General features: G+C 44.3%; 21 protein-coding genes and 1 pseudogene. 13 read left to right on the plus strand and 9 right to left on the minus strand.

What is annotated here, in order from left to right:
* The first annotated feature begins 39 nt into the window (after nucleotides 1–39).
* The 4 genes from HA50_RS23385 to HA50_RS23400 all read left to right on the plus strand — a co-directional run bounded on the left by HA50_RS23385 (nucleotide 40) and on the right by HA50_RS23400 (nucleotide 4893).
* A complete protein-coding gene (locus tag HA50_RS23385; protein ID WP_244193652.1) occupies nucleotides 40–810 on the plus strand; it encodes a BrxR family helix-turn-helix transcriptional regulator in 771 nt (256 codons plus the stop codon).
* Nucleotides 811–903: 93 nt separating this feature from the next.
* Nucleotides 904–1425: a hypothetical protein gene (locus HA50_RS23390; RefSeq protein ID WP_244193653.1), complete on the plus strand. Its 522-nt coding sequence runs from the start codon at nucleotides 904–906 to the stop codon at nucleotides 1423–1425.
* A gap of 388 nt (nucleotides 1426–1813) precedes the next feature.
* The gene (locus HA50_RS23395; protein ID WP_084879212.1) at nucleotides 1814–2683 is read left to right on the plus strand and encodes a hypothetical protein; all 870 of its coding nucleotides are present in this window, start codon (nucleotides 1814–1816) and stop codon (nucleotides 2681–2683) included.
* Nucleotides 2683–4893 carry a UvrD-helicase domain-containing protein gene (locus HA50_RS23400; RefSeq protein WP_084879213.1) on the plus strand — a complete coding sequence of 737 codons (2211 nt, stop codon included), beginning with the start codon at nucleotides 2683–2685 and terminating at the stop codon, nucleotides 4891–4893. The genes HA50_RS23395 and HA50_RS23400 overlap by 1 nt, the downstream gene beginning before the upstream one ends.
* 337 nt (nucleotides 4894–5230) lie before the next feature.
* On the opposite strand, the gene HA50_RS23405 is transcribed toward HA50_RS23400, so the two are convergent.
* Nucleotides 5231–5773: a DUF3916 domain-containing protein gene (locus HA50_RS23405; protein ID WP_084879214.1), complete on the minus strand. Its 543-nt coding sequence runs from the start codon at nucleotides 5771–5773 to the stop codon at nucleotides 5231–5233.
* Nucleotides 5774–6077: 304 nt separating this feature from the next.
* Here HA50_RS23405 and HA50_RS23410 point away from each other — a divergent pair, with 304 nt between their 5' ends.
* Both HA50_RS23410 and HA50_RS23415 read left to right on the plus strand, forming a co-directional pair.
* Entirely contained in the window at nucleotides 6078–6464 is a 387-nt protein-coding gene (locus HA50_RS23410; protein ID WP_084879215.1) for a VOC family protein, read from the plus strand.
* Nucleotides 6465–6626: 162 nt separating this feature from the next.
* Entirely contained in the window at nucleotides 6627–6941 is a 315-nt protein-coding gene (locus tag HA50_RS23415; RefSeq protein WP_084879216.1) for a hypothetical protein, read from the plus strand.
* Nucleotides 6942–7191: 250 nt separating this feature from the next.
* Here HA50_RS23415 and HA50_RS23420 read toward each other — a convergent pair whose 3' ends face one another.
* Complete coding sequence (locus tag HA50_RS23420; protein WP_084879217.1) at nucleotides 7192–7683, minus strand: lysozyme inhibitor LprI family protein; 492 nt, start codon at nucleotides 7681–7683, stop codon at nucleotides 7192–7194.
* 460 nt (nucleotides 7684–8143) lie between these two features.
* Between HA50_RS23420 and HA50_RS23425 the strand changes: the two genes are divergently transcribed.
* Complete coding sequence (locus HA50_RS23425; protein WP_420851475.1) at nucleotides 8144–8359, plus strand: hypothetical protein; 216 nt, start codon at nucleotides 8144–8146, stop codon at nucleotides 8357–8359.
* Here the strand turns inward: HA50_RS23425 and HA50_RS23430 are convergent.
* Nucleotides 8343–9185, minus strand: a pseudogene (locus tag HA50_RS23430) (IS110 family transposase); the annotation flags it as partial. The gene HA50_RS23425 and the pseudogene HA50_RS23430 overlap by 17 nt on opposite strands.
* A gap of 627 nt (nucleotides 9186–9812) precedes the next feature.
* Here HA50_RS23430 and HA50_RS23435 point away from each other — a divergent pair.
* Complete coding sequence (locus tag HA50_RS23435) at nucleotides 9813–10139, plus strand: hypothetical protein (RefSeq protein ID WP_244193654.1); 327 nt, start codon at nucleotides 9813–9815, stop codon at nucleotides 10137–10139.
* Between the two features lie 112 nt (nucleotides 10140–10251).
* Nucleotides 10252–10566, plus strand: a complete 315-nt coding sequence (locus tag HA50_RS23440) for a DUF6678 family protein (protein ID WP_084879218.1) — start codon at nucleotides 10252–10254, stop codon at nucleotides 10564–10566.
* Nucleotides 10567–10829: 263 nt separating this feature from the next.
* Here HA50_RS23440 and HA50_RS23445 read toward each other — a convergent pair whose 3' ends face one another.
* Together HA50_RS23445 and HA50_RS23450 are read right to left on the minus strand one after the other, a co-directional pair.
* A complete protein-coding gene (locus HA50_RS23445; RefSeq protein ID WP_084879219.1) occupies nucleotides 10830–12029 on the minus strand; it encodes a hypothetical protein in 1200 nt (399 codons plus the stop codon).
* 546 nt (nucleotides 12030–12575) lie between these two features.
* Entirely contained in the window at nucleotides 12576–12980 is a 405-nt protein-coding gene (locus tag HA50_RS23450; protein ID WP_084879220.1) for a hypothetical protein, read from the minus strand.
* Between HA50_RS23450 and HA50_RS23455 the strand changes: the two genes are divergently transcribed.
* The gene (locus HA50_RS23455; protein WP_084879221.1) at nucleotides 12951–13676 is read left to right on the plus strand and encodes an SDR family NAD(P)-dependent oxidoreductase; all 726 of its coding nucleotides are present in this window, start codon (nucleotides 12951–12953) and stop codon (nucleotides 13674–13676) included. The genes HA50_RS23450 and HA50_RS23455 overlap by 30 nt on opposite strands.
* On the opposite strand, the gene HA50_RS23460 is transcribed toward HA50_RS23455, so the two are convergent.
* Both HA50_RS23460 and HA50_RS23465 read right to left on the minus strand, forming a co-directional pair.
* The gene (locus tag HA50_RS23460) at nucleotides 13615–14259 is read right to left on the minus strand and encodes a VUT family protein (protein WP_084879222.1); all 645 of its coding nucleotides are present in this window, start codon (nucleotides 14257–14259) and stop codon (nucleotides 13615–13617) included. The genes HA50_RS23455 and HA50_RS23460 overlap by 62 nt on opposite strands.
* Nucleotides 14249–14914: a hypothetical protein gene (locus HA50_RS23465; RefSeq protein ID WP_084879223.1), complete on the minus strand. Its 666-nt coding sequence runs from the start codon at nucleotides 14912–14914 to the stop codon at nucleotides 14249–14251. Before HA50_RS23465 ends, HA50_RS23460 begins: the two co-directional genes overlap by 11 nt.
* 179 nt (nucleotides 14915–15093) lie before the next feature.
* On the opposite strand from HA50_RS23465, the gene HA50_RS23470 reads away from it, so the two are divergent.
* Nucleotides 15094–15408, plus strand: coding sequence for a helix-turn-helix domain-containing protein (locus tag HA50_RS23470; protein WP_084880174.1), 315 nt, complete (start codon nucleotides 15094–15096; stop codon nucleotides 15406–15408).
* 222 nt (nucleotides 15409–15630) lie between these two features.
* On the opposite strand, the gene HA50_RS23475 is transcribed toward HA50_RS23470, so the two are convergent.
* Together HA50_RS23475 and HA50_RS23480 are read right to left on the minus strand one after the other, a co-directional pair.
* Complete coding sequence (locus HA50_RS23475; RefSeq protein WP_244193656.1) at nucleotides 15631–15921, minus strand: cupin domain-containing protein; 291 nt, start codon at nucleotides 15919–15921, stop codon at nucleotides 15631–15633.
* A 176-nt stretch (nucleotides 15922–16097) separates the two neighbouring features.
* Nucleotides 16098–16991, minus strand: coding sequence for a LysR family transcriptional regulator (locus HA50_RS23480; RefSeq protein WP_084879225.1), 894 nt, complete (start codon nucleotides 16989–16991; stop codon nucleotides 16098–16100).
* A 420-nt stretch (nucleotides 16992–17411) separates the two neighbouring features.
* On the opposite strand from HA50_RS23480, the gene HA50_RS23485 reads away from it, so the two are divergent.
* Together HA50_RS23485 and HA50_RS23490 are read left to right on the plus strand one after the other, a co-directional pair.
* Nucleotides 17412–18092, plus strand: a complete 681-nt coding sequence (locus HA50_RS23485; protein ID WP_084880177.1) for a carboxymuconolactone decarboxylase family protein — start codon at nucleotides 17412–17414, stop codon at nucleotides 18090–18092.
* Nucleotides 18093–18097: 5 nt separating this feature from the next.
* Entirely contained in the window at nucleotides 18098–19441 is a 1344-nt protein-coding gene (locus HA50_RS23490; RefSeq protein WP_084879226.1) for an MFS transporter, read from the plus strand.
* Nucleotides 19442–19446 lie beyond the last annotated feature (5 nt).

Raw genomic sequence — 19446 nt, forward strand, 5'->3', positions numbered from 1 at the left:
TTTTATTCTTATAATGTTGGGTATCAGGAATCACAGGTCATGAGTACACATACCACCAGAACAGGCAACTGGGGCCAGGACAGAAGGCTTGAGTTCATCGATTTCCGTTTAATGTGGGAGGGACGGCTGAATCGTGCTGATATTACGGCCTTTTTCCGGATTTCTGTCCCTCAGGCTTCACTGGACCTGGCAAAATATCAGGAGATAGCACCTGAAAATGCTTACTATGATCGTAACCAAAAGTCCTACATTGCTAACGCCAGTTTCAAACCTGTTTTTGCAACGTTTGAAAGCAACCATTACCTGAACGAGCTGATAGGTCTGGAGACGGGAATCCTGTCACCATCTGAGAGTTTCATCGGATGGGTACCCCCGGTTGCGAGCCTTCCTTTGCCAACACGTAAAGTGCAGCCAGAGACTCTGATTGATTTAATTATGGCTATCAAAAACCAGCGTGCATTAGTCGTTGACTATCGTGCGATGCGTGATGAGCCGTCAATTCGAACCCTATTTCCGACGGCTTTTGCGCATGATGGTCACCGCTGGCACGTTCGCGCCTATTGTTTTAATTCGAAGATGTATAAAGATTTTGTTTTAGGCCGTTTTTTTGACATCGTTGAATCAATATCTCCATCAAGTGAGGTGCCCGTTGATACAGAATGGGAGACATTCATTGATGTTGTTATAGGGCCAAACCCTGACTTCTCTATGAATAAAAAAATGATAATTGAAAGCGATTATCAAATGGATAACGGTGAAGCGAAAATACGTATCAGGAAATCCCAGTATTTTATCTTAAGCGTCGCCTGAACCTTAATGAAGATGGTGAGCCAGTAAACGAGAGCCAGCAAATTGTATTACTGCGCATCGAAGAACCGCTTATCTCTTCTGGAGACATCGAGCATGAATGAGAATCTGGATGTCACCAAAGTCAAAAGCAATCACGGCCTGATGATTAGTGTGATCATTCTTTATCTTTTCGCGCTACTGAGCTTTTCCACCTACGCTATCGGAGCTATGTCATTAGGATGGCTACCTGAACCTTACGCACCTCTTCGAGTTCCCTTAATGTGTGGGGCGATAGCGTATACGGGAGGATGCCTCTACTGTTTCCGTGCTATATATCTCAACAAGTGTGTCAGAAAAAACTGGGACCCTGATTGGCATTTGTGGTATTTCATCCGTCCCGTCACAAGCACCATCGCGGGTGCTATCAGTTATTTATTCCTCAAGGCAGGATTGCTCGTTCTGGAATCGAGCACCAACGTAGGCTCCAGTGAAATGGGATTTTTTGCCTTAGCCTTTATCGCGGGATTTAACGTTGATAAATTTGTTGCAAAAATTGAAGAGATCGCAAAAGCAGTCTGGGGCATAGATAAAACTCGAAGTTCTAATATTAACAATGGAAATAGCGATACTAGATAAATACTTCACCCGTACTTAATTTACCCTTTCCCTCCAGATAATGCCTGACGGTAGGCATTATCTGATTTCTCTTCATCTAAAGACACTCAGCAGGCAACAAAACAATCTGGTTTTAAGACACTTATGACATTCGCCATCAGACCCCAACCGCAGGCCCGAAACGCCCTCTGTGGCGTTTCGGCGAAGCTTGCCGGTTTACCGGTTAGCGCAGTTGAGCTTACGACCCAGTATACTGGGGAGCAGGAGGGGACCTTAGAGCTGATGGGTGCCAAAAGCGGACTTTAATAACACCAAGTTGGATTAATGCACGTGAAACAGGTCAGTGCTTCCATGTTGTGATACTCTGCATTTACATTGTAACCTCTTGACCTTCCCTGAGATTAGACCAATGACGGGCTTTTTTAAGCAGATTGAAGATACTGAAGATATTCGCCAAGGTGATATCATCCGCAAACTTAATCCTAACACCGGAGAAGTAGAAAAATTAGGTGTCATAATCACAGCCGATTGCGACATTGCTCAAAGGAAAGCTAGCGAACGCTATACTTGGTTAGAAATCGTACCTATGGCTGTCTATATCGAAGGTCCGTGGGCACAGGAGCAATTGCGCAGGCTTTCAGAAAAACGTTCGAATTCTATATGTGAGTATCTTAATAGTCAGATCCGCAAACGACACCCTGATCTAACCCCACTAACACATGATTCTGTAGTGCAATGGCTACACAGTAAGTCTGCAGAAGATATTTTAAAGAGTGTCACTGGGAAGACTTCAGGATTAGATCAAAAGCAGTTGCGCAATCTTCAGGGTTTTGCGCTGACTGTATGTACAGACGAAAAACAGAGCTCCTTCAGCTTATTAAAATCGGCTTGGACACTCTTTGATATCAATGAGAAAAATCAGCAGGAATCCGTTCGAGATGCCTTTAAAGATAGTGGTGGCTTCCAAGACTATTTTGTAATTCCTGAGTTACCTCGACAGAAGGGTGTTGGTTTTGTCGTAATGCTAAGATCAATGTGGACAATCATGGCTCCCGAACTTTACCTCACCGAGCAAGATGCGCGTATAGACGGTCATCCACATGCTTATCACCGAGTTGGACGGCTCGATGATAGCATTCGCTTCTCAATCACTCAAAAGCTGGCATTTCTATTCTCCCGTATCGGGATGCCTACGATCTTTGAATCTGCCTGCAAGACTGCAGCTGAATTTACGGCTGAGGAATTTTTCAAGAAAAATGAGCAAGAGGTACGCCCCTGATGACAACCATAGCTGCCGTTGTAATTGACTCGAAGGCTATCAGCATATTGGATCGGGCATTCATCGAAGATTCTTGGATGCAGAAATTCGAAGTACCGCAAAATACCGATGGTCTACGCCGCGTGGAATTAGATGATATAGTTTTCCTACTTTCAAAAGAAGCCGATCTAGATGAAAACTATCTTGTCATCAACACCACTGTCTTTTCTAATAAAGGTATAGTGGTCAAACCGCGCATGGCTTTCGAGCGTATTATCCGTGTGGCATTGAGACATTTTGATCGTAATATAGCAATTCCCCTTCCATGGCAGCCTTATTTTTCTGGCTCTCTGCTTTCGATTTACGCACAGCCCCCCCGAGATGCCCAACAACGGATCTATTTCGACCAATCGCCAGATGGTACAAGCTGTCTATACGCGTTCGCTATCACAAGCACTCCAGAAGACCTAGAGCGAGTACCTGAAGACAATTCTCTGTATCAGCGTGCAATTAACAGGATCTGTGATGCTCTTTTGGCGGAACCTCCATCCGTACCAAATGTTGGTAATTTCGGTGTTCTTCTTTCCGAACCCTTGGGCGTCAAACTGGCTAGTGCAGGGACTTTGCAGGAATGGTATGAGCAACGTCTTAACCGTGAGCAACGAGAGTTTGTCGATAGATTACATGACCGCCCCGTAAGACTACGTGGCGCTGCTGGCACTGGAAAAACGCAATCAATGGTTGTGAAGTGCCTACGTGATTTGTACGACGATGTAGGAAACGATAAAACTTTAGCATTTCTAACCCATAGCTCGGCATTGGCCAATACGGTCGTACGGGGCATGCTTCAGGCACTAGATCCGACAGAAAAATGGACATCGTTAAAAACGACTTCGGGACAACCTAAACTGTGGATCGGCACTATTTACGAGCTCGCGCAAGAGAAATTGGGTTATGAGAAAAAAGGCCTGCAGCCCTTGTCACTAGACGGTCGAGATGGGCGTGAATATCAAAGGATGCTCATTGTGCAGGCAATCGATCAGGTAGTAAAAGACCCACGTATTGTTTTGGATAATTTTACAGATTGTCCTGATTTCCAACTGCGCTTACAGAAGCATAGTGAAGACACCTCTCTCATTGACGAAATTATGAACGAATTTGCCTGTGTGCTGGATCTGGAAGCAATTAGGAAAAATACACATGAGGCTAATCGTTATGCTAGTCGAGGTTCTCGGGAGCCTTGGCAGATGACCCTACCAACTGAAGCCCACCGCCGAGTCGTTTTAGAGATCCACGACATCTATCGAACACTGCTACGGAAGCAGAAGATGCTGAGCATGGATCAAATGATCGCTGACTTTGACCGTTACCTCGGCACTCACGAGTGGGGTGCCTTACGTGATCGTGATGGTTTCGACCTAGTGTTCGTTGACGAGTACCACTATTTTACTCGAGCTGAGGCGATGCTTCTTCACAACCTCTTTAAAACGCGAGCGCAGGTTAGTGGTCGATGGCCATTACTGATGGCCTACGATATCAAACAAAGCACCAATGATGTCGCTATTAGTGGTGGAGTGGAAAAGTTTCGCAATCCTGGAGTTGGAGAGTCTGTCCTTACAGAACTCAAACAGGTTTATCGGTCAACACCACAGATCACAGCGTTCTTAAGTGATCTTGATGCTTCATTCCCTGCCATGGATCTTGAGGGCGAGTACGCAACCTACACAGCTAATTCTCGTCAGGATGATGGTGATATCCCCACCTTAAGCATCTATGACACAGATATTAAACTAGTTGATAGTGTATTCGCGCAGGCTGCTCGTGTAATTCGCGATATAGAAGGCGGCGGAAGCCAAGTAGCAGTACTGTGTTTGAACGAAGCTTTGTTCGATAAAATTCGTGTTGCTGGCCGAGTCCGAGACAAATTAGTGCCGATCACATCACGCGATGACCTCAAAGAACTACGTTATGCCAAGAATAAATGCGTCTTCAGCATGCCGGAATTTGTAGCAGGGCTGCAGTTTCATACTGTGTTCTTAATCCATGCAAATAGCTCGGATTATGACGAAGATCTTGGTTTCGGCTCACGCCGACGTTATGTGTCACGGGTTTATCTTGGGGCGAGTCGGGCTGCTTACAAGATCATGTTAGCCAGCTCAAAAGAACACGGCGGGCCTTGCCAATTGTTAGAAGTACCATTGGCCAACAAGTCCTTAAAAGTTATCACGTGAAGATAGCCATTTTTCGTAAGGTATTTGTAAGTCGGATACTCATCATAGTTCATATGGATTGATACCCGAAACCCCATTGGTAATTGTATTTAAAAACGCCGGAGAAATCTTAGCACTGTTGCCAATCCATTGGTGCCAGTGCTTTCTGGGAGTAGATCAAAGGCAGTTCCCTGATACGGCATTGAAAATGGGCTGAAGCGTACTCACCTTACCTCCGCCGAGACTCGATCTCTGTAAGTGAACAAAGGTCCGCTTCACGCCCTGAGACATTCGACAAGTTTTTTATGGCTTCAGTAAGGGCGAGTGTCGCGCGTCGAGAGCCAGTAAATAGCTTCGATTACCCCAGTTGCCCATAATACCAGCGTTCTCCGGAAAACCACTCATCTGGATCGTCACCACCATAGTAATCAAGTGCAATACCTAATTCCTGCACACCATCCGGGAGAATTAGTCCCCATTCCCTGGAAAGGCTACGTTCTTTGAGTAGAACTGATGAACCATTCTCAGAGCTGCCTTCAGCGATGAAGCCTTGAAAGTATTCCTCAGAACGAAATAAACATACTTCACTGGTAAACATATCCGGAAGGCAAATTACAGCAGTAATTCGAGGTGTATCACTGCAATCTGCTGTGGCGTGTATCAAATTAGAACAAGCATTAATCAAGGCCTGTGCGCACTCTGCTTTAGTTTTTTGTTTGCTGTGTTTTCCTTGAATAAGATTAATTTCCACTGGAATTTTAAAGTTCCAGTATCGCTCGCTTATTGAAAAAATTGCACGTTCTGGATTACGAAAGGTTTCGGCCCAACGGTTAAGTGATTTTATACGTCGGGTAATGTTACGTACTTTTGTACGGTTATCCCGGCATAAACGTCTGCTCATATTATTAACTTCCTGATTGTTTAATTAGCTATAGTTTTACACGAATAATTAGCATTTGCTCAATTTATATTCCAACCAATGGATTAACCATAATCAAACTATCTGCACCACACCAGAACGTCCGCCGTTCGCTCACAGCAGACCTTTAGCTCAGTTAGCCTGTCCTCTTCGTGCCAGGTGCGGACCGTTAGCAAGTCGAAGCAGGATATTTCGGTGGCTCTTATGGACAAATGAAAAGCATAATCAAATGTAAACTCATGCGGGATTTCAACGTTTAAGCAGTATCTTCCATTGGAGAACCGAGATGTTTACTCATATGCGTATTGCCAAACCCGTCACCAATCTCGAAAGGTCTTTTCTGATGTACAGCCAGGGGTTAGGTTTACATAAAATTTCTGAATTCAACGATCATGACGGTTTCAATGGAATAATGTTAGGGCGGGGAGACTTAGACTGGCACATAGAATTCACCATTTGCCAAAACCATCCCGTTCAACCTTTGCACACTGAAGAGGATTTACTCGTTCTTTATTACTCGGAAGTAAAAGAATGGGTGCGTGCCTGCGAAAGAATGATCGACGCTGGCTTTAGAATGACAACGTCTTTCAATCCCTACTGGGACGCGAACGGAAGGACATTTGTTGACCTTGACGGATATAGAGTGGTTATCCAAAACAAGTCGTGGGCATGATCCCAATAAATATTGCAATGTTGCTACCGTCCTACTGCAAGTTAAACATCTGCTCCTCGCTCTCTGCAAGCCTTCAGCCTCACGTGCTCGTCTGCAGTGTGCCAGGAGCAGATATTTAGAGTATCCTGTAACCATATGATCATTACACAAGTGAGATAGTAAATGACATTTGAGGTTAGAAAAGGAAACAAGGTAATTGGTGTCACTGAATTAGAGTTTGGCGATCCTCCGATGGGGTTTGTTTATGGTGAATTTAAACCCACTAGTTTTTATCAAAAACTTGACTCAAAGACTGAATATGCACTTTTTAAGCGTGGCGGAAATCTGCATATTCTCACTGAATTTATAACCATCGTAGATAATTCAGAGGGAATGGGTGAAGAGTCCATTGAAGTTACGATTTTAATTAGCTCAGCAGAAGAATATGAAAGATATTTTAAGCATCATTTGAACAATTATAATAATCAGTTCAATTGAACTGCCGCTCACAGCGATCCCACTGCCGCTTTCTGATACCCGTTGTGTGTCAGGTACGGGATTGACTAAAGACAATCTGTGTTAATCGATTGGGAACAGGTTAGAGTGTAAAAGCGCCGGAAAGGCCCACATCACATTGATGTATCATGAGGCTTTATGCTAAATACACTCAACCCACATTTTCAATCGATCTCCCGAGACCGATTATGTACTCATGGAAAGCATGCTTGTTGCACTTTTTTCAAGCATTTCATTCGACGTTATGGAAAAGTGGTTCCGGTAGTACTGGCGGTGTCGAGTCTTCATAACGCAGCCAGTTCTGCCACTGGTTATGAATCCTTAATTCAATCAGGGCTATTTCACGGTCAGTAGCTTTAACCCCTCGAATTGTGCCTCCCTGCCACTCTACACCAGTAGCATGTGATGCCGTATTAATCAGAATGTCCCACGCATTGTTTTCTGCCTCAAAGGCATTAAGGGTCTGGTTATCCTGTTTTGCCGAAATACGTTGACGTGCTGTGTTCAAATACTTCTCTTCGACAGACTTAGCTGCATCACGTTTTGTGCTCATACAATCATTCATATCAATAGTTGTCTGCTGGGGATTGTCAGGACAAGCTATTTCAAAAGTTTCGGTATTATCCTTCAGTACACTGCTTGGCAGCGGAGCTTCGGCATAACTGTGTAAACTGTATCCTAATGAAATAGCCAGCGTGATCAGGCGATAGTGTAGTTGAGTCATTCCAGGAAATTATTAAAAGTTATGGATACATCAACAGTAATCCAACTGGAAGGTAAAGACCACCCTGCTCAGGGAATTTCTGGATTATATCGCGTCTGCGAACTGCTCATCGTTGATTAATCTTCTGCTATGTCAGTATTGACAACACTGTCTTGAGAGCAATTGCCAACTTCCGCTTCTCGCCCATAACTGCCCTTTAGGACCGCCTGTTAGGCAGCTTCGTACCAGATATAGTCATTCGAACCCTGAGGGTTACACTTTTAAGTGATTCAGGGTATGCGCTTACTGGTTACGAATATTGTGGCAGAATCGTGTGATTAGATGATTGCCGCTTTGCTTTCGAGCCAGTAAGTGCTCCACGCTCGCTAACGAATACTCAGGGCATGCAGATAAACTGCTGACTATATTTCTTTCGAAGGGCGTGGAATGCATACCAATCCCCGGTTAAAAGGAGTTGGTGATGACTGCTATAGATCAGTTTGCTGCTCATGTTGGTCTGGACTGGGCGGATAAAAAGTACGATGCCTGCGTTCAGTTTAAAAACGGTGAGCGCACATTCCATGTGATTAACCATACGCCGGAAGCGCTTGATACCTGGATCAATGAGTTGCACCAGAAGGTCAAAGGCAGGATCTCTATCGCCCTTGAACTGAAGAAAGGCCCGGAAGTGATTTGAACAGCCCCGCATCTGGTAGAGTGTCAAACACCGTTTCGATTCGCTCGTCATAGGTTTTGATGATTTCACTCACGACTTTGATTTGTGTCGCCAGTGCTGTTGCCATCAAAGCATTAGCCTCTATAACACTCGGGTCTGTCGTCAATGGGACCGCGTTATCAATACTCACCACACGTTGCTCTGTAAGGGCCATTGCGCGGCCACCTTTGGCATTCAGAAAGTTGCGGATCGTATCGCGCCTGGCGCGTTTGAGTGGTTGCAGACTGGGCCACCGTATAATCGGTTCACACAACAGTAAGCTACCCCAATGTGAGAACCACTCCAGGGGCTGAGGATAATACTGCTTAAGGGTGTTGATTATCCGGTTCACAAAGCGTCGTTTATCTTCAACCAGTTGACGACGCCGCTCAACCAGTTGCTGGAGTAACCGGATATCCGCATTGTCGGGTTCAATAGCCTTTATCTTTTGGGGATAACGCAGCATTAACTCTAATGCCAGTTCTGCATCTTGCGGGTCATCTTTAGCGCCGCTGGGCGAGAAGGCTTGCCGGTAACGAGCCAGTGACAATGCGTGGACGGGGAAAACGGTGATAAAGGGATATTTTTGAAGAGCATATACCACGGGGCCCTTCTTCAGCTCGAGAGCTATTGCGATTCTGCCTTTGACCTTCTGGTGTAACTCTGTAAGCCAGGCATCAAGCGCTTCTGATGTATGCTCAATCACATGGAATACGCGTTCGCCGTTTTTAAACTGAACACAGACATCGTGTTTTTTATCTGCCCAGTCCAGACCAACGTGCGCAGCAAACTGATTAGTCACAGTCATCACCAACTCCTTTTTATCGGGGATTGGTATGCATTACACGCTCTTCGAAAGAAATATAGCCAGCAGTTTATCTGCATGCCCTGAGTATTCGTTAGCGAACGTGGAGCACTTACTGGCTCGGAAGAAAAGCGGCGATCATCGCATGATTCTCGCTCAATATTCGTAACCAGTAAGCGCATACACTGAATCACTTCAAAGTGTAATTCTCAGGGTGCGAATGACTATATCTCGCTCTCAGCAGCCCTTGTTTTAGTATTATGATAAGTTGGTGGGCTGCAAAATGTATTGGAGTAGATATTAATGAATATTTTTACGTTACTTGCCATTCCGTCTTGTTTTGCTGGAATTATCTGCCTAATGAAAGCTATAGTGAACAAAAAACAAGCATACCTTTACGTAGGCTATGGGTTATCCATGGCTTCGATACTTTGCGCACAAGCAGGAATGTTATAGTCCGGAAGATAATGGATGTCTGCACAGCCCGCTTTTCGCTCTTAACGGACATGCCAGTACACTGACTGGCTGTTGCGTGCCAAAAGCGGACATAGCCAATGTCTTTCAGGAAGGAAAAAATTACCATGCGTAATACTGTGTGAGCAGGTTAAACCTCGGCAAGGAATCATTATTATGGAGGGATTTTTGATGAGTTGTGAGCACTGCCAGGATCTATGTGTCAAATACGTCATCCGTCATCCTGAACACTTACGCAAGGCAATTCGTATTGCGAAGCATGCGCTCAACGAAGGTATTTTAACCGAGATTGAAGCAACTGATGAATGGAACCAATATAGCTTTAATGAGTGTGCTGAAAAGATGATATGGGGCGATATAGTTGATTATCATTTTGGATGTAACCATTGCGGTACTGAGTTTGTATTAGGAGCTGAGACATACCATGGCAGTGGTGGCTATTGGTCACCAGAGAACGAAAAACCATCTGCAACATTTGACTAAGTATCATTCTTGATAGTCAAGAATAGTTGTTGCGGGTTGCTTCGTGCCATATGTTGACGTCGTTATCCATGTGGCGTTTTAATCTGTCAAGAGCAGGTCTGGGAAGGTTCGAATGCTTTATAGCTGCATGAATAATACAAAATGGAATGAAATCTGGTTGGCAATGATTGCAATGGAATCTCCTCCTTTGTGGAAAATCACTTATCTCAATGGCTATCAATCCTTAGTTGATGGCGAGTGGTTTTACCACTTTAGAGAAGGTGGCTATTTGGATATCCAGTATCTTGATGTTTTGACAAATTCGGTTGAACAGCATTCCAAAGTTGGTACTATTTTTCGGCTTATTCATCTCCCTGGAATTGAGACTGCAACCGGTTATAGAATTTTTGGGTACGCAGAATCAGTCAGCAATGTAGATTACCTTTAGCTGGAAAAAACAGTTAAGCTGCCAGCAGGATTACTTTTATCGTTGTGTCGAATTGGCTTCCACTCCTCGCTCAAAGCTGCCTTTAACGTTGCCTACAACAGTTGACTGCCAAGAGCGGAAGTTATCAATAGCGTGGTATGTAAATCAACAGAGAGCAGGTCACCACATCGACAGAGAAGACTGTTCAATATGATAAAGATCGTGGTGTTCCTGCAGATTGCCCTCGTAGACTCGTTAGGGACTGCTTTCAAATCTCAAATACTTCAGTCTGCAAAATGAACATTAAAGGCGTTCAGAATTTTAATAACCTTCAAAGTTTCAGCATCTCGTTGAACCTGAAGTTCTACCGCTATCATCTTCTTAGTGGATTCAGAAGAAGCTTCAATACCCTTACGAAAAATTCGAGCCACATCCACAGTCATCTTCATATAATCGAGTCCATTTATATCCAATACCGATTCAATTCCTTTTTTGCATCGTATTGTGAGATCTGAACCTAAAAGTGAGATGATTTCGAAATATTCGGTTCCCATATCGCCGTATATAAGAGGGTAGAGCTCTTCAAGCTGATGCAGTCTGTCTACTTCAAACATGTGATCATCGATAATTTCATGTAAAGTTTCACTGGTAATCTCGTAAGTAGAATCTTCATTCAGACTTTGTAATATCCTGCGTAACTTCCAGACCGATTTATCATTTGGCGACTCTCCGTCTAAATGGTGCGCTAGTAGCGATACAGCCAGGAAGTGGCAGCCTGTCTCATCGTCCCCCCAGTAGTAGTCCCCTTGATTTTCAAACAGGTCACGTCTGGGCTCAAGTAAACGACGTGAGGTCGTTCTCAAATCATAAGCAATAACAACTCGGACATCATCCACGATTCCAAGCCTGTACTCAAAATCAGGCACATCCTGAAAATGCATAGTGGGTCTTGCATATGCTAAAAGCTTATTACTCCTGTAACTTTTGCTGGCTTCGGCCTCCGCTTGATACATGCCTAGCTCAATCTTATCCAGGATAAATTTTTGTTTTTTATCTTTGTAGTTTTTATATCGGCGAGTTGAAGAGAGTGCAAACCAGTAATATTCCTTGCAAGCAGACTGGCTGAATTCTTTCACGATATCTTCTGCCGAAAAAAAGTAATGTTCAGGCTCCCCACTTTCGTCATGAGAATGCAGACAACAAAAAAACTCCTTACGTGGAACTCCTTTATCAAGAACATAGGATTTTTGAATTTCTACACGATTTGAGTTTTCAAAATACTTTGATTGTATAACACCTAAAATCTCAATTCCATGCGCTCTGTTCCGCACTTCTTCCAGAGTGTTGTACTGATGCTGCACAAGAAAGTCTGCTCCATCAATATCGGCTGATCTCTTTAAAACCCAGAATCTTGATAGTAAAATTGACTGTGTCAGAGATTCTCCACGCGCCCCGTTCTCTTCACGTTTGGCCAGTGCTGACATAATAAAAACCCTTTTGTTAATAGGCTTGGAAAGGTAGATGATGCGCTATTTTTCTTGTCTATTCAATAAATTGAATCAACATCACACAACCACACCCATTGTAAATGAGTCAACGTTAAATATCTTTCGAAACCACCATCGAGTTCAGGCCTATTTCACTATTTCACCTTGATTCTCATGAAAAAGACAATGAGGGAAGGCAAGTCGGTAGAAATTAACTTACAGTTGACGAGAAGGAAATTAAACGCAGTCAGCGAGTGAAAAATAACAAAAAAAGAACTAAGCAGATAGAGACATTACTAAAATCGTGGTGTACCAATTAACAGGGAGCAGGTCAGTGAAAAGAGGCAGACATTTCTGATGTGCACCAGAAAAAAAGACTCTCCCGATGAGCGCTTTACAGTCTTCAATCGGATACGGACACCTGGAAATCACTCGGCTAAGCATAACCCGTCAGCCACTGGCGAATGGATAATGAATTGCTGATGAAAGAGAGTTTCTTACGAGAAACCTTATAACTTTATTCAAGGACCGTGAGCCGGATAACTACCCAACAATATTAATCAATAAATCCATTACCTCTTTCGATCCGGTGTCTTTTTCCAAAATAGACACAAAAGCATCATGGTTCATTTTAGCAACATCACCATTTTGATATTCCAATTGTATATCCTCGCCAAGGATAACTTTTCTACGCTCCAGTTTCCTATTGTTTACCAGTAACTCTATGAGTTTTATGATACCTTTATCTTCATCGCGAAATTTATTGATGTTCTGCACACAATCTTTAACCTGAAGGCTTATCAACGTAGCTGATGATGTATTATGAATCCGGAAGGTCCAGAAAGAAGACAAATTAATCCAGACTGCCTCTTCTGCCATACTGAAACCAACGATTTTATATTTTAAAAGGACTTTAAGATGGGAACCAACGTCATCGTTACCGGGCATGCCAGTGGCATTGGATGGTATATCGCTAAGAAGTTTCATGATGAAGGTTTTAATGTTACTGGAATCGATAAAGATAGAGCAAGTGGGTTGGACAAGTCAATAAATCAGATTCAATGCGATCTCTCAAACTGGGAAGCGGTGAAAGACGCATTCTCTCATCTCGACAGGATAGATTATGCCGTTAATGCTGCTGGTGTCCCCGGAGTACGTAAAAGTTTCGATAACATCACTTCGGAAGAAATGATTGAATCGTATAAATCCATCTTCCTGCCAACCTTTCATGCCTGCAAAGCAGAAATAAATTGCATGGTGAGGAATGATCGTCACTCAAAAATAATCAATATTGCAAGTTCAACAGCATCGTTTGGCAGCAAAGATATGGTTGCCTATAGCAGTGCTAAAGCGGCGATTGTTAATCTGACTAAAGTCTGCGCGGTTGAATATGCTCCCAAGATACAGATAAACTCCATATCCCCTGCAACAGTGGACACTCCAATGATACGACGAAAATATAATGATGAACTACCTGATTATAGTGAAGCGTATCTTACCGGGAACTGCGGAACGGTTCACGATATATGGACAGCAGTCAAATTTTTCATAGAGAATAACTTCATGACTGGCAGTGACCTCCTTATGGACGGTGGATATTCATCCTCATTCTCACCGCGACTAAAGCAGAAAGAAGCACCGTGATAGTCATTTTGTACGTTGCAATGAACAGTACAGATACAACTGCCCCTTCATTAAGGTTATTTTCTCTCATCATTAGTGGAATTGAAATTCCACTAATGACAGTCTCTGCCACAAAGGCGGATATGAAATACCTAATAAAAACAAAACACTGAGCCACCTTTAGCTTTTCAAAAATCCATGTATTCAGCATGTTACTGATCCATACAAACAAAAATGTCATGCCCATGATAGTTGGCAACTGTTCATAGACTGAAAGATAGTCCGACCTCTCACCAATATGTGACAGCAAATATGCAATGGCAACAAAGATGGCATCTGACAGAAACCCATACCTTACAGCTGTATTAGCAAACCGCCTGCCATACAAATCCTGAATGATATTAACCAGTGTAAAAGTAACCGGAAAAAATATCAGCCCCATGGACAAATGAATTTTAACCCCCATGATATAAATTGTTCTGTAATCGAAAAAGAAAAAAGTGGATGATGTGAGTATGATGCAAAATAAAACTGGCAAGAAAATTTTTGCGTGATCATGGTCAACGGTTTGCCCAAACACCCTGTCCAGAACATTAAACCTCATAAAAGTAACCTCTTGATATAGTGAGAACAACTGGAGCAATAAAAGAATTTTCTTCCGTCCTGACTTCACTCCCTTCTTTGTTAATCAGGATGAACCTACCATCACTGCATTTAATTTTAACAATCTGAACCTGGTTTCCTGATGTATAGACACAAAATATATTCCCTTTTCTGGAAGCGGTATGATTTATAAATATCATGTCACTTTCCGATATGAATGGTGGAAAAACAAGTTTCACTACATTGATGCAATATGTCAGGTGTGGAATGGCAACATCATCCTTCAGAAAATCCTGAAGTTTTAAAGGCACCCTTTCGGTAGCGATTAGAGGTGGTGTCGCTGACGAGAGTCTTTCGAGGCCTGACTCATCAATTTGAGGTATTAGATAACAGTTTAGTTCGCTGTTAAACACCGCGACAGGAATACTATGTTTCTCAGATAAATCGAAGAGACTTTGTTCTGATACACCAAAACTATCTGAAATGTGGAGTCTTTTGCTCGATACAGGTATCTTATCATGGAAAATCCAGTTCTTAACCGTCGTTTCTTTTTCCCCACTTATCAAAGCAAGTCGCTTCTCTTTGTTTCTAATCTCAGGAAGGATTAACTCAGAAAGTTCCAGGGCTTTCTTAATGAATTGAGTACGTTTGATCATTTATGTGATATTCATCATGATTGATTTGTGTCTATTTGGTATAAAGACACATAATTTATTTTTCCTAGATTGATATTAAGTTTTTGTTTTAGGTTTGCAATTCCCCCGCCCTTAAATATAAGCAAACTGAAATCCCTCATGTGATATTCGGAGCAACTACCTATATGGAGGTAATTAATATGGAAAAGTTCGATGAATCAGACGATTGGCACAGGGAAGATATACTCGCAGCAATCAGAAAAAAAAAGAGGTCTCTTGCAGCACTCTCGAGGGAGCACGGCCTTTCCTCAGGAACTCTGATTAACGCATTAAATAAACCCTGGCCTCGGGGAGAAAACATCATTGCTGATATTATAGGCGTACCTGCATCAGATATATGGCCCAGCCGGTATAGGGGAGCGACAAGGAGAGATGTAAGCGAGACTCCTCGCAGAGGTACTAATAAATCTATCAATGGCCACGCCACACCCAAAAAAACAGGAAATAAAAATTGAAATCACTCGCTGAAGAATGATGCTCCACCAGCTTTTAGAACAATACGCTTAAGATAGTATTGTGGGGAGCATCCAATTCTGTACTGACTATACAGCCTGGATACAGACTTATTAACTCCCCCACTCACTTCAAACACGGTTGCTCTGTGAGATACCTGGAACCTTCGGACTTCCCTGCTTGAGATGGGGTATCAAAAGCTCCTAAGACATGAGGCTAGCTAGCTAGTGCCAGTGCCTGACACCCGGCGGGCAACTCACCACATCACCGGCATGGATAGTTTTCTTCTCTTTTCCCCATTCCTGTACCCATCCAGTACCTGCCGTTACCACCAGCGTCTGGCCCAGTGGGTGGGTGTGCCATGCCGATCTGGCTCCCGGTTCAAAGGTGACTACCGATGCTGACGTACGCTGAGGAGCAGCAGGCCTGAACAGAGGATCGACCCATACCCGGCCGGTAAAGTTTTCCTGTGGTCCCTGAATAAAATCACGGCTGCCACTTTTAGAAATTGTCATCGCTGACATCTCATTGGCCAGTGCCGATAACGAAAACAACAAGCCAAATGATAGTGAAAATGCAGCAGTTTTGTTCTTAAGCATCATAAACTCCATAAGGTTATTGAATAAAAAGCTCAACACTCACGATTTAAATCAAAAATGGATATTTCAACAGGCAGGACTTTTCAATGTCATTATTTATAAAACCGCAATGCATCGAGCAATAAACTGAAGGCTTTTGAAGGCTGCCTGCGTCCTGGATAATAGATATAATAGCCATCCCAGTAAGGACACCAGTCGTCAAGCACGCTGATCAGCGCTCCTGCATCGAGATATTGCTGGGCAATATCCCGTGGGACATAAGCCAGGCCATAGCCTTCAATGGCAGCATTTAATATCTGGTAGATCCGGCTAAATATGAGTTGTCCCTGCACTTTAACATTTATCCCCTTACCTTCTTTCTCAAATTCCCACGCATACAAATTCCCATGGGTTGGAAAGCGTAAATTGATACAGCTGTGTTTGAGCAGGTCGTTAGGTTGCTGCGGTTTATCATGATGCGCAAAGTATTCCGGCGCACCGACAACAGCAAAACGAACGTCTGGCCCAATCTTAACGGATACCATCCCATTAGCGATTTGCTCACCAAAACGGATTCCTGCATCAAAACGGCCAGAGACAATATCGGTAAGCGTATAGTCATCAATAAGTTCCAGCTGAATTTCCGGGTAATCGCGTAAAAACTGACGAACTTTGGGCCAAATCAGGGTATTAATGGCGTAATCCGATGTTGATATCCGAATGCAGCCTGCGGGTTGATGACTCAAGTCCTTCAGGGACAGCAATTTATCCTGAATGCCATCGATGTATGGCCCGATATCATTCAGCATCGTCTCACCGACAGTCGTCAGTGAGACACTGCGTGTTGTTCGGGTAAGAAGTTTCACACCAAGTCGGCTTTCGAGTGTTCGCAGGCTGTGGCTCAACGCAGATTGCGATATACCAAGCTGCGCGGCAGCTTTAGTGAAGTTCTGCAAGCGTGCGACAACAATAAAAGCCGTAAGATCGTTCAAATTTTCTCGTGCCAAAAAGACCCCTTTCACTTGTTCAGATGGCAAAACTTTTAACCGCAATACCGTTCTACTTGACACCAGGATTCGATCGACGTCTTAACATTTTGCAACATGATTAATGAGTAATTCTCATAACACTTTCAATTTATCGTTGCTTATCAAATGGCTTCTTTACCGGTATAGTCCTTCCGCGATGCAGGAAAAATCTGTTTATCTGAATTTTCGCCCCCTCTTTTATTTTTTTCTGAAAGGAATCAGCGGACTTTATATTTTATTACTCCGCCTGACCATGCATGTTAATAACGGAGAATGAATCCGATGTTAAACGCCTCCTTTTTTAATTATCACCGCGCTAAAAATTTCGCCATCGTGACACTTCTTGGTTTGACATCTGCTTTTAGCGATGCAGCCCCCGATATTAGTGAGAAAAAGTCAATGCAAAGTTCTGATAATTCCCCGACGCAAGTGAATACCGACATATTGTCTGCTCGCCAGCAAGCGATTATTCCTGTCGCGGCATTCGGTGCGGCAGGCACCATAGACAAACTCAATACCGCGCTGGGCGAAAGCCTGGATGCTGGCCTGACAGTCAATGAAGTAAAAGAGGTTTTGATACAACTCTATGCCTACGCGGGTTTCCCGCGCAGCCTGAATGCGCTTGGCGAGATGATGAAGGTACTGGAAAAACGTAAGCAGCAAGGCATTGAGGATGTTCCGGGTCATGAACCGACCCAGGCTATTCCCGAAGGAAGCGCACTGCTTGAGGCGGGTACCCACAATCAGACACGCTTGTCTGGCGCCCCTGTCCAGGGACCGCTGTTCGACTTTGCACCAACAATCAACCAATACCTCAGAACACATTTATTTGGTGATATTTTTGAGCGGGATAACCTCGACTGGCAAAGCCGTGAATTGGCGACAATAAGCATGTTGTCTGCTCTTCAGGGTGTCGATGCTCAGATACAGGCCCATATGCGAATCGGCATGAATACCGGATTATCCGCAGGCCAGTTACGCCATCTGACCCAGGTATTGGCGGAGCGTGTTGATGAACAATCCGCACAACGCGCACGTGAAGCGCTGGAGAAGCATCTTGCGACGGTTGCAGGAAAATAGAATCGATGCATGATGCCCCATCAAAGAACCAGGCAAGGGCGGCACTCAGTGCCGCATTGCTCGGTTTTTTTATCATCACCCTTGATGCTGTCGTAGTGAATGTCGCACTTCCCACCATCGGACGCGAACTGAAGGCAAGTATTACCGATCTCCAGTGGATCGTGGACAGCTACACCCTCGCGTTTGCCGCACTGCTTCTTTTCGCTGGTTCGCTATGTGATCTTATCGGTGCGCGCATGACCTTTGGTGGCGGACTCTCCCTTTTTGTGCTGGCATCAATAGCCTGCGGGATGGCGAAAAATACCGATACCCTGATTATTTCGCGTTTTGCTCAGGGAATGGGGGCAGCGTTAATTATGCCTGCCACAATGTCGCTTATTCGGCATCACTTCGCTGATGCAGCGCAACGAGGACGTGCCGTTGCCATATGGGCTATGGGCGGCTCCATTGCTTCCACCTCCGGACCGTTAATTGGCGGTGTGCTGACGCAGCTAGACTGGCGATGGATTTTCTTTATCAATATCCCCGTCGGAGTGATTGCCCTGGCATTATTGACACGTATTCCCGCTTCGCCAAAACGCACCGTGCCGTTTGATTTTCTGGGACAGCTGGCTGCCACCCTGTTTATGGGCTCACTGATTTACGGCACCATTGAGTCTGGCCGGCATGATACGGAGGCCTTCTCTATCTGGTTACCTTTTATGCTCACGCTGGTGTCTCTGGTCTTGTTTATTATTGTGCAAAAACGCATCCAGCATCCTATGATTCCTGAGGCGTTAATCGCGTCCGGAAATGTGAAAATTTCCATGCTGGTGGGTTTCACGTTTATGGCGGGGTATTTTGGATTGCCCTTTTTGATGAGCCTCTATCTGCAACAGGACATGGGTCTTAGCGCCGCTCAAACCGGCGTGATTTTCCTGCCCATGATGCTGACAGGACTGGTTATCACGCCTTTCACCGCCCGGCTGGTTCAGCGATTTAATGCGAAAAATTTAATCGTATCCGGACTGGTGTCGATGGCTGCGGGTCTGCTGTTGCTGACGTTGCTCCCCGTCTCGGTGCCAGTGGTGTGGATTTCACTCACGATGATGCTGGTTGGCATCGCGGGTCCTTTGATTGCCCCACCGGTAGCGGCTTTGCTGCTGAATAGTGTCTCGCCCGCACTGGCCGGTATTGCCAGCGGCATTTTCAATACCAGCCGCCAGGTCGGGGGCGCGATGGCGATTGCCGTATTTGGTGCCATCCTTGCGCAATCCCCGTCTTTTATACCGGGTTTCCATATCAGCCTGATTCTGGCCGCCTGCCTGTCTCTGGGAACAGCAGTGATTGCATTGAGATTACATTCATAATTTGC

The organism is Pantoea cypripedii, assembly GCF_002095535.1.
Lineage (GTDB): Bacteria > Pseudomonadota > Gammaproteobacteria > Enterobacterales > Enterobacteriaceae > Pantoea > Pantoea cypripedii.

Bases quoted from the DNA above. Each gene is read 5' to 3' on its own strand.
- HA50_RS23470 (WP_084880174.1), top strand. From the start codon at position 15,094: ATGGAAAAGTTCGATGAATCAGACGATTGGCACAGGGAAGATATACTC.
- HA50_RS23440 (WP_084879218.1), top strand. From the start codon at position 10,252: ATGCTTTATAGCTGCATGAATAATACAAAATGGAATGAAATCTGGTTG.
- HA50_RS23450 (WP_084879220.1), bottom strand. From the start codon at position 12,980: ATGCCCGGTAACGATGACGTTGGTTCCCATCTTAAAGTCCTTTTAAAA.
- HA50_RS23455 (WP_084879221.1), top strand. From the start codon at position 12,951: ATGGGAACCAACGTCATCGTTACCGGGCATGCCAGTGGCATTGGATGG.
- HA50_RS23425 (WP_420851475.1), top strand. From the start codon at position 8,144: ATGACTGCTATAGATCAGTTTGCTGCTCATGTTGGTCTGGACTGGGCG.
- HA50_RS23400 (WP_084879213.1), top strand. From the start codon at position 2,683: ATGACAACCATAGCTGCCGTTGTAATTGACTCGAAGGCTATCAGCATA.
- HA50_RS23385 (WP_244193652.1), top strand. From the start codon at position 40: ATGAGTACACATACCACCAGAACAGGCAACTGGGGCCAGGACAGAAGG.
- HA50_RS23465 (WP_084879223.1), bottom strand. From the start codon at position 14,914: ATGATCAAACGTACTCAATTCATTAAGAAAGCCCTGGAACTTTCTGAG.
- HA50_RS23395 (WP_084879212.1), top strand. From the start codon at position 1,814: ATGACGGGCTTTTTTAAGCAGATTGAAGATACTGAAGATATTCGCCAA.
- HA50_RS23420 (WP_084879217.1), bottom strand. From the start codon at position 7,683: ATGACTCAACTACACTATCGCCTGATCACGCTGGCTATTTCATTAGGA.
- HA50_RS23460 (WP_084879222.1), bottom strand. From the start codon at position 14,259: ATGAGGTTTAATGTTCTGGACAGGGTGTTTGGGCAAACCGTTGACCAT.
- HA50_RS23405 (WP_084879214.1), bottom strand. From the start codon at position 5,773: ATGAGCAGACGTTTATGCCGGGATAACCGTACAAAAGTACGTAACATT.
- HA50_RS23390 (WP_244193653.1), top strand. From the start codon at position 904: ATGAATGAGAATCTGGATGTCACCAAAGTCAAAAGCAATCACGGCCTG.
- HA50_RS23475 (WP_244193656.1), bottom strand. From the start codon at position 15,921: ATGACAATTTCTAAAAGTGGCAGCCGTGATTTTATTCAGGGACCACAG.
- HA50_RS23485 (WP_084880177.1), top strand. From the start codon at position 17,412: ATGCAAAGTTCTGATAATTCCCCGACGCAAGTGAATACCGACATATTG.
- HA50_RS23445 (WP_084879219.1), bottom strand. From the start codon at position 12,029: ATGTCAGCACTGGCCAAACGTGAAGAGAACGGGGCGCGTGGAGAATCT.
- HA50_RS23435 (WP_244193654.1), top strand. From the start codon at position 9,813: ATGGAGGGATTTTTGATGAGTTGTGAGCACTGCCAGGATCTATGTGTC.
- HA50_RS23415 (WP_084879216.1), top strand. From the start codon at position 6,627: ATGACATTTGAGGTTAGAAAAGGAAACAAGGTAATTGGTGTCACTGAA.
- HA50_RS23410 (WP_084879215.1), top strand. From the start codon at position 6,078: ATGTTTACTCATATGCGTATTGCCAAACCCGTCACCAATCTCGAAAGG.
- HA50_RS23490 (WP_084879226.1), top strand. From the start codon at position 18,098: ATGCATGATGCCCCATCAAAGAACCAGGCAAGGGCGGCACTCAGTGCC.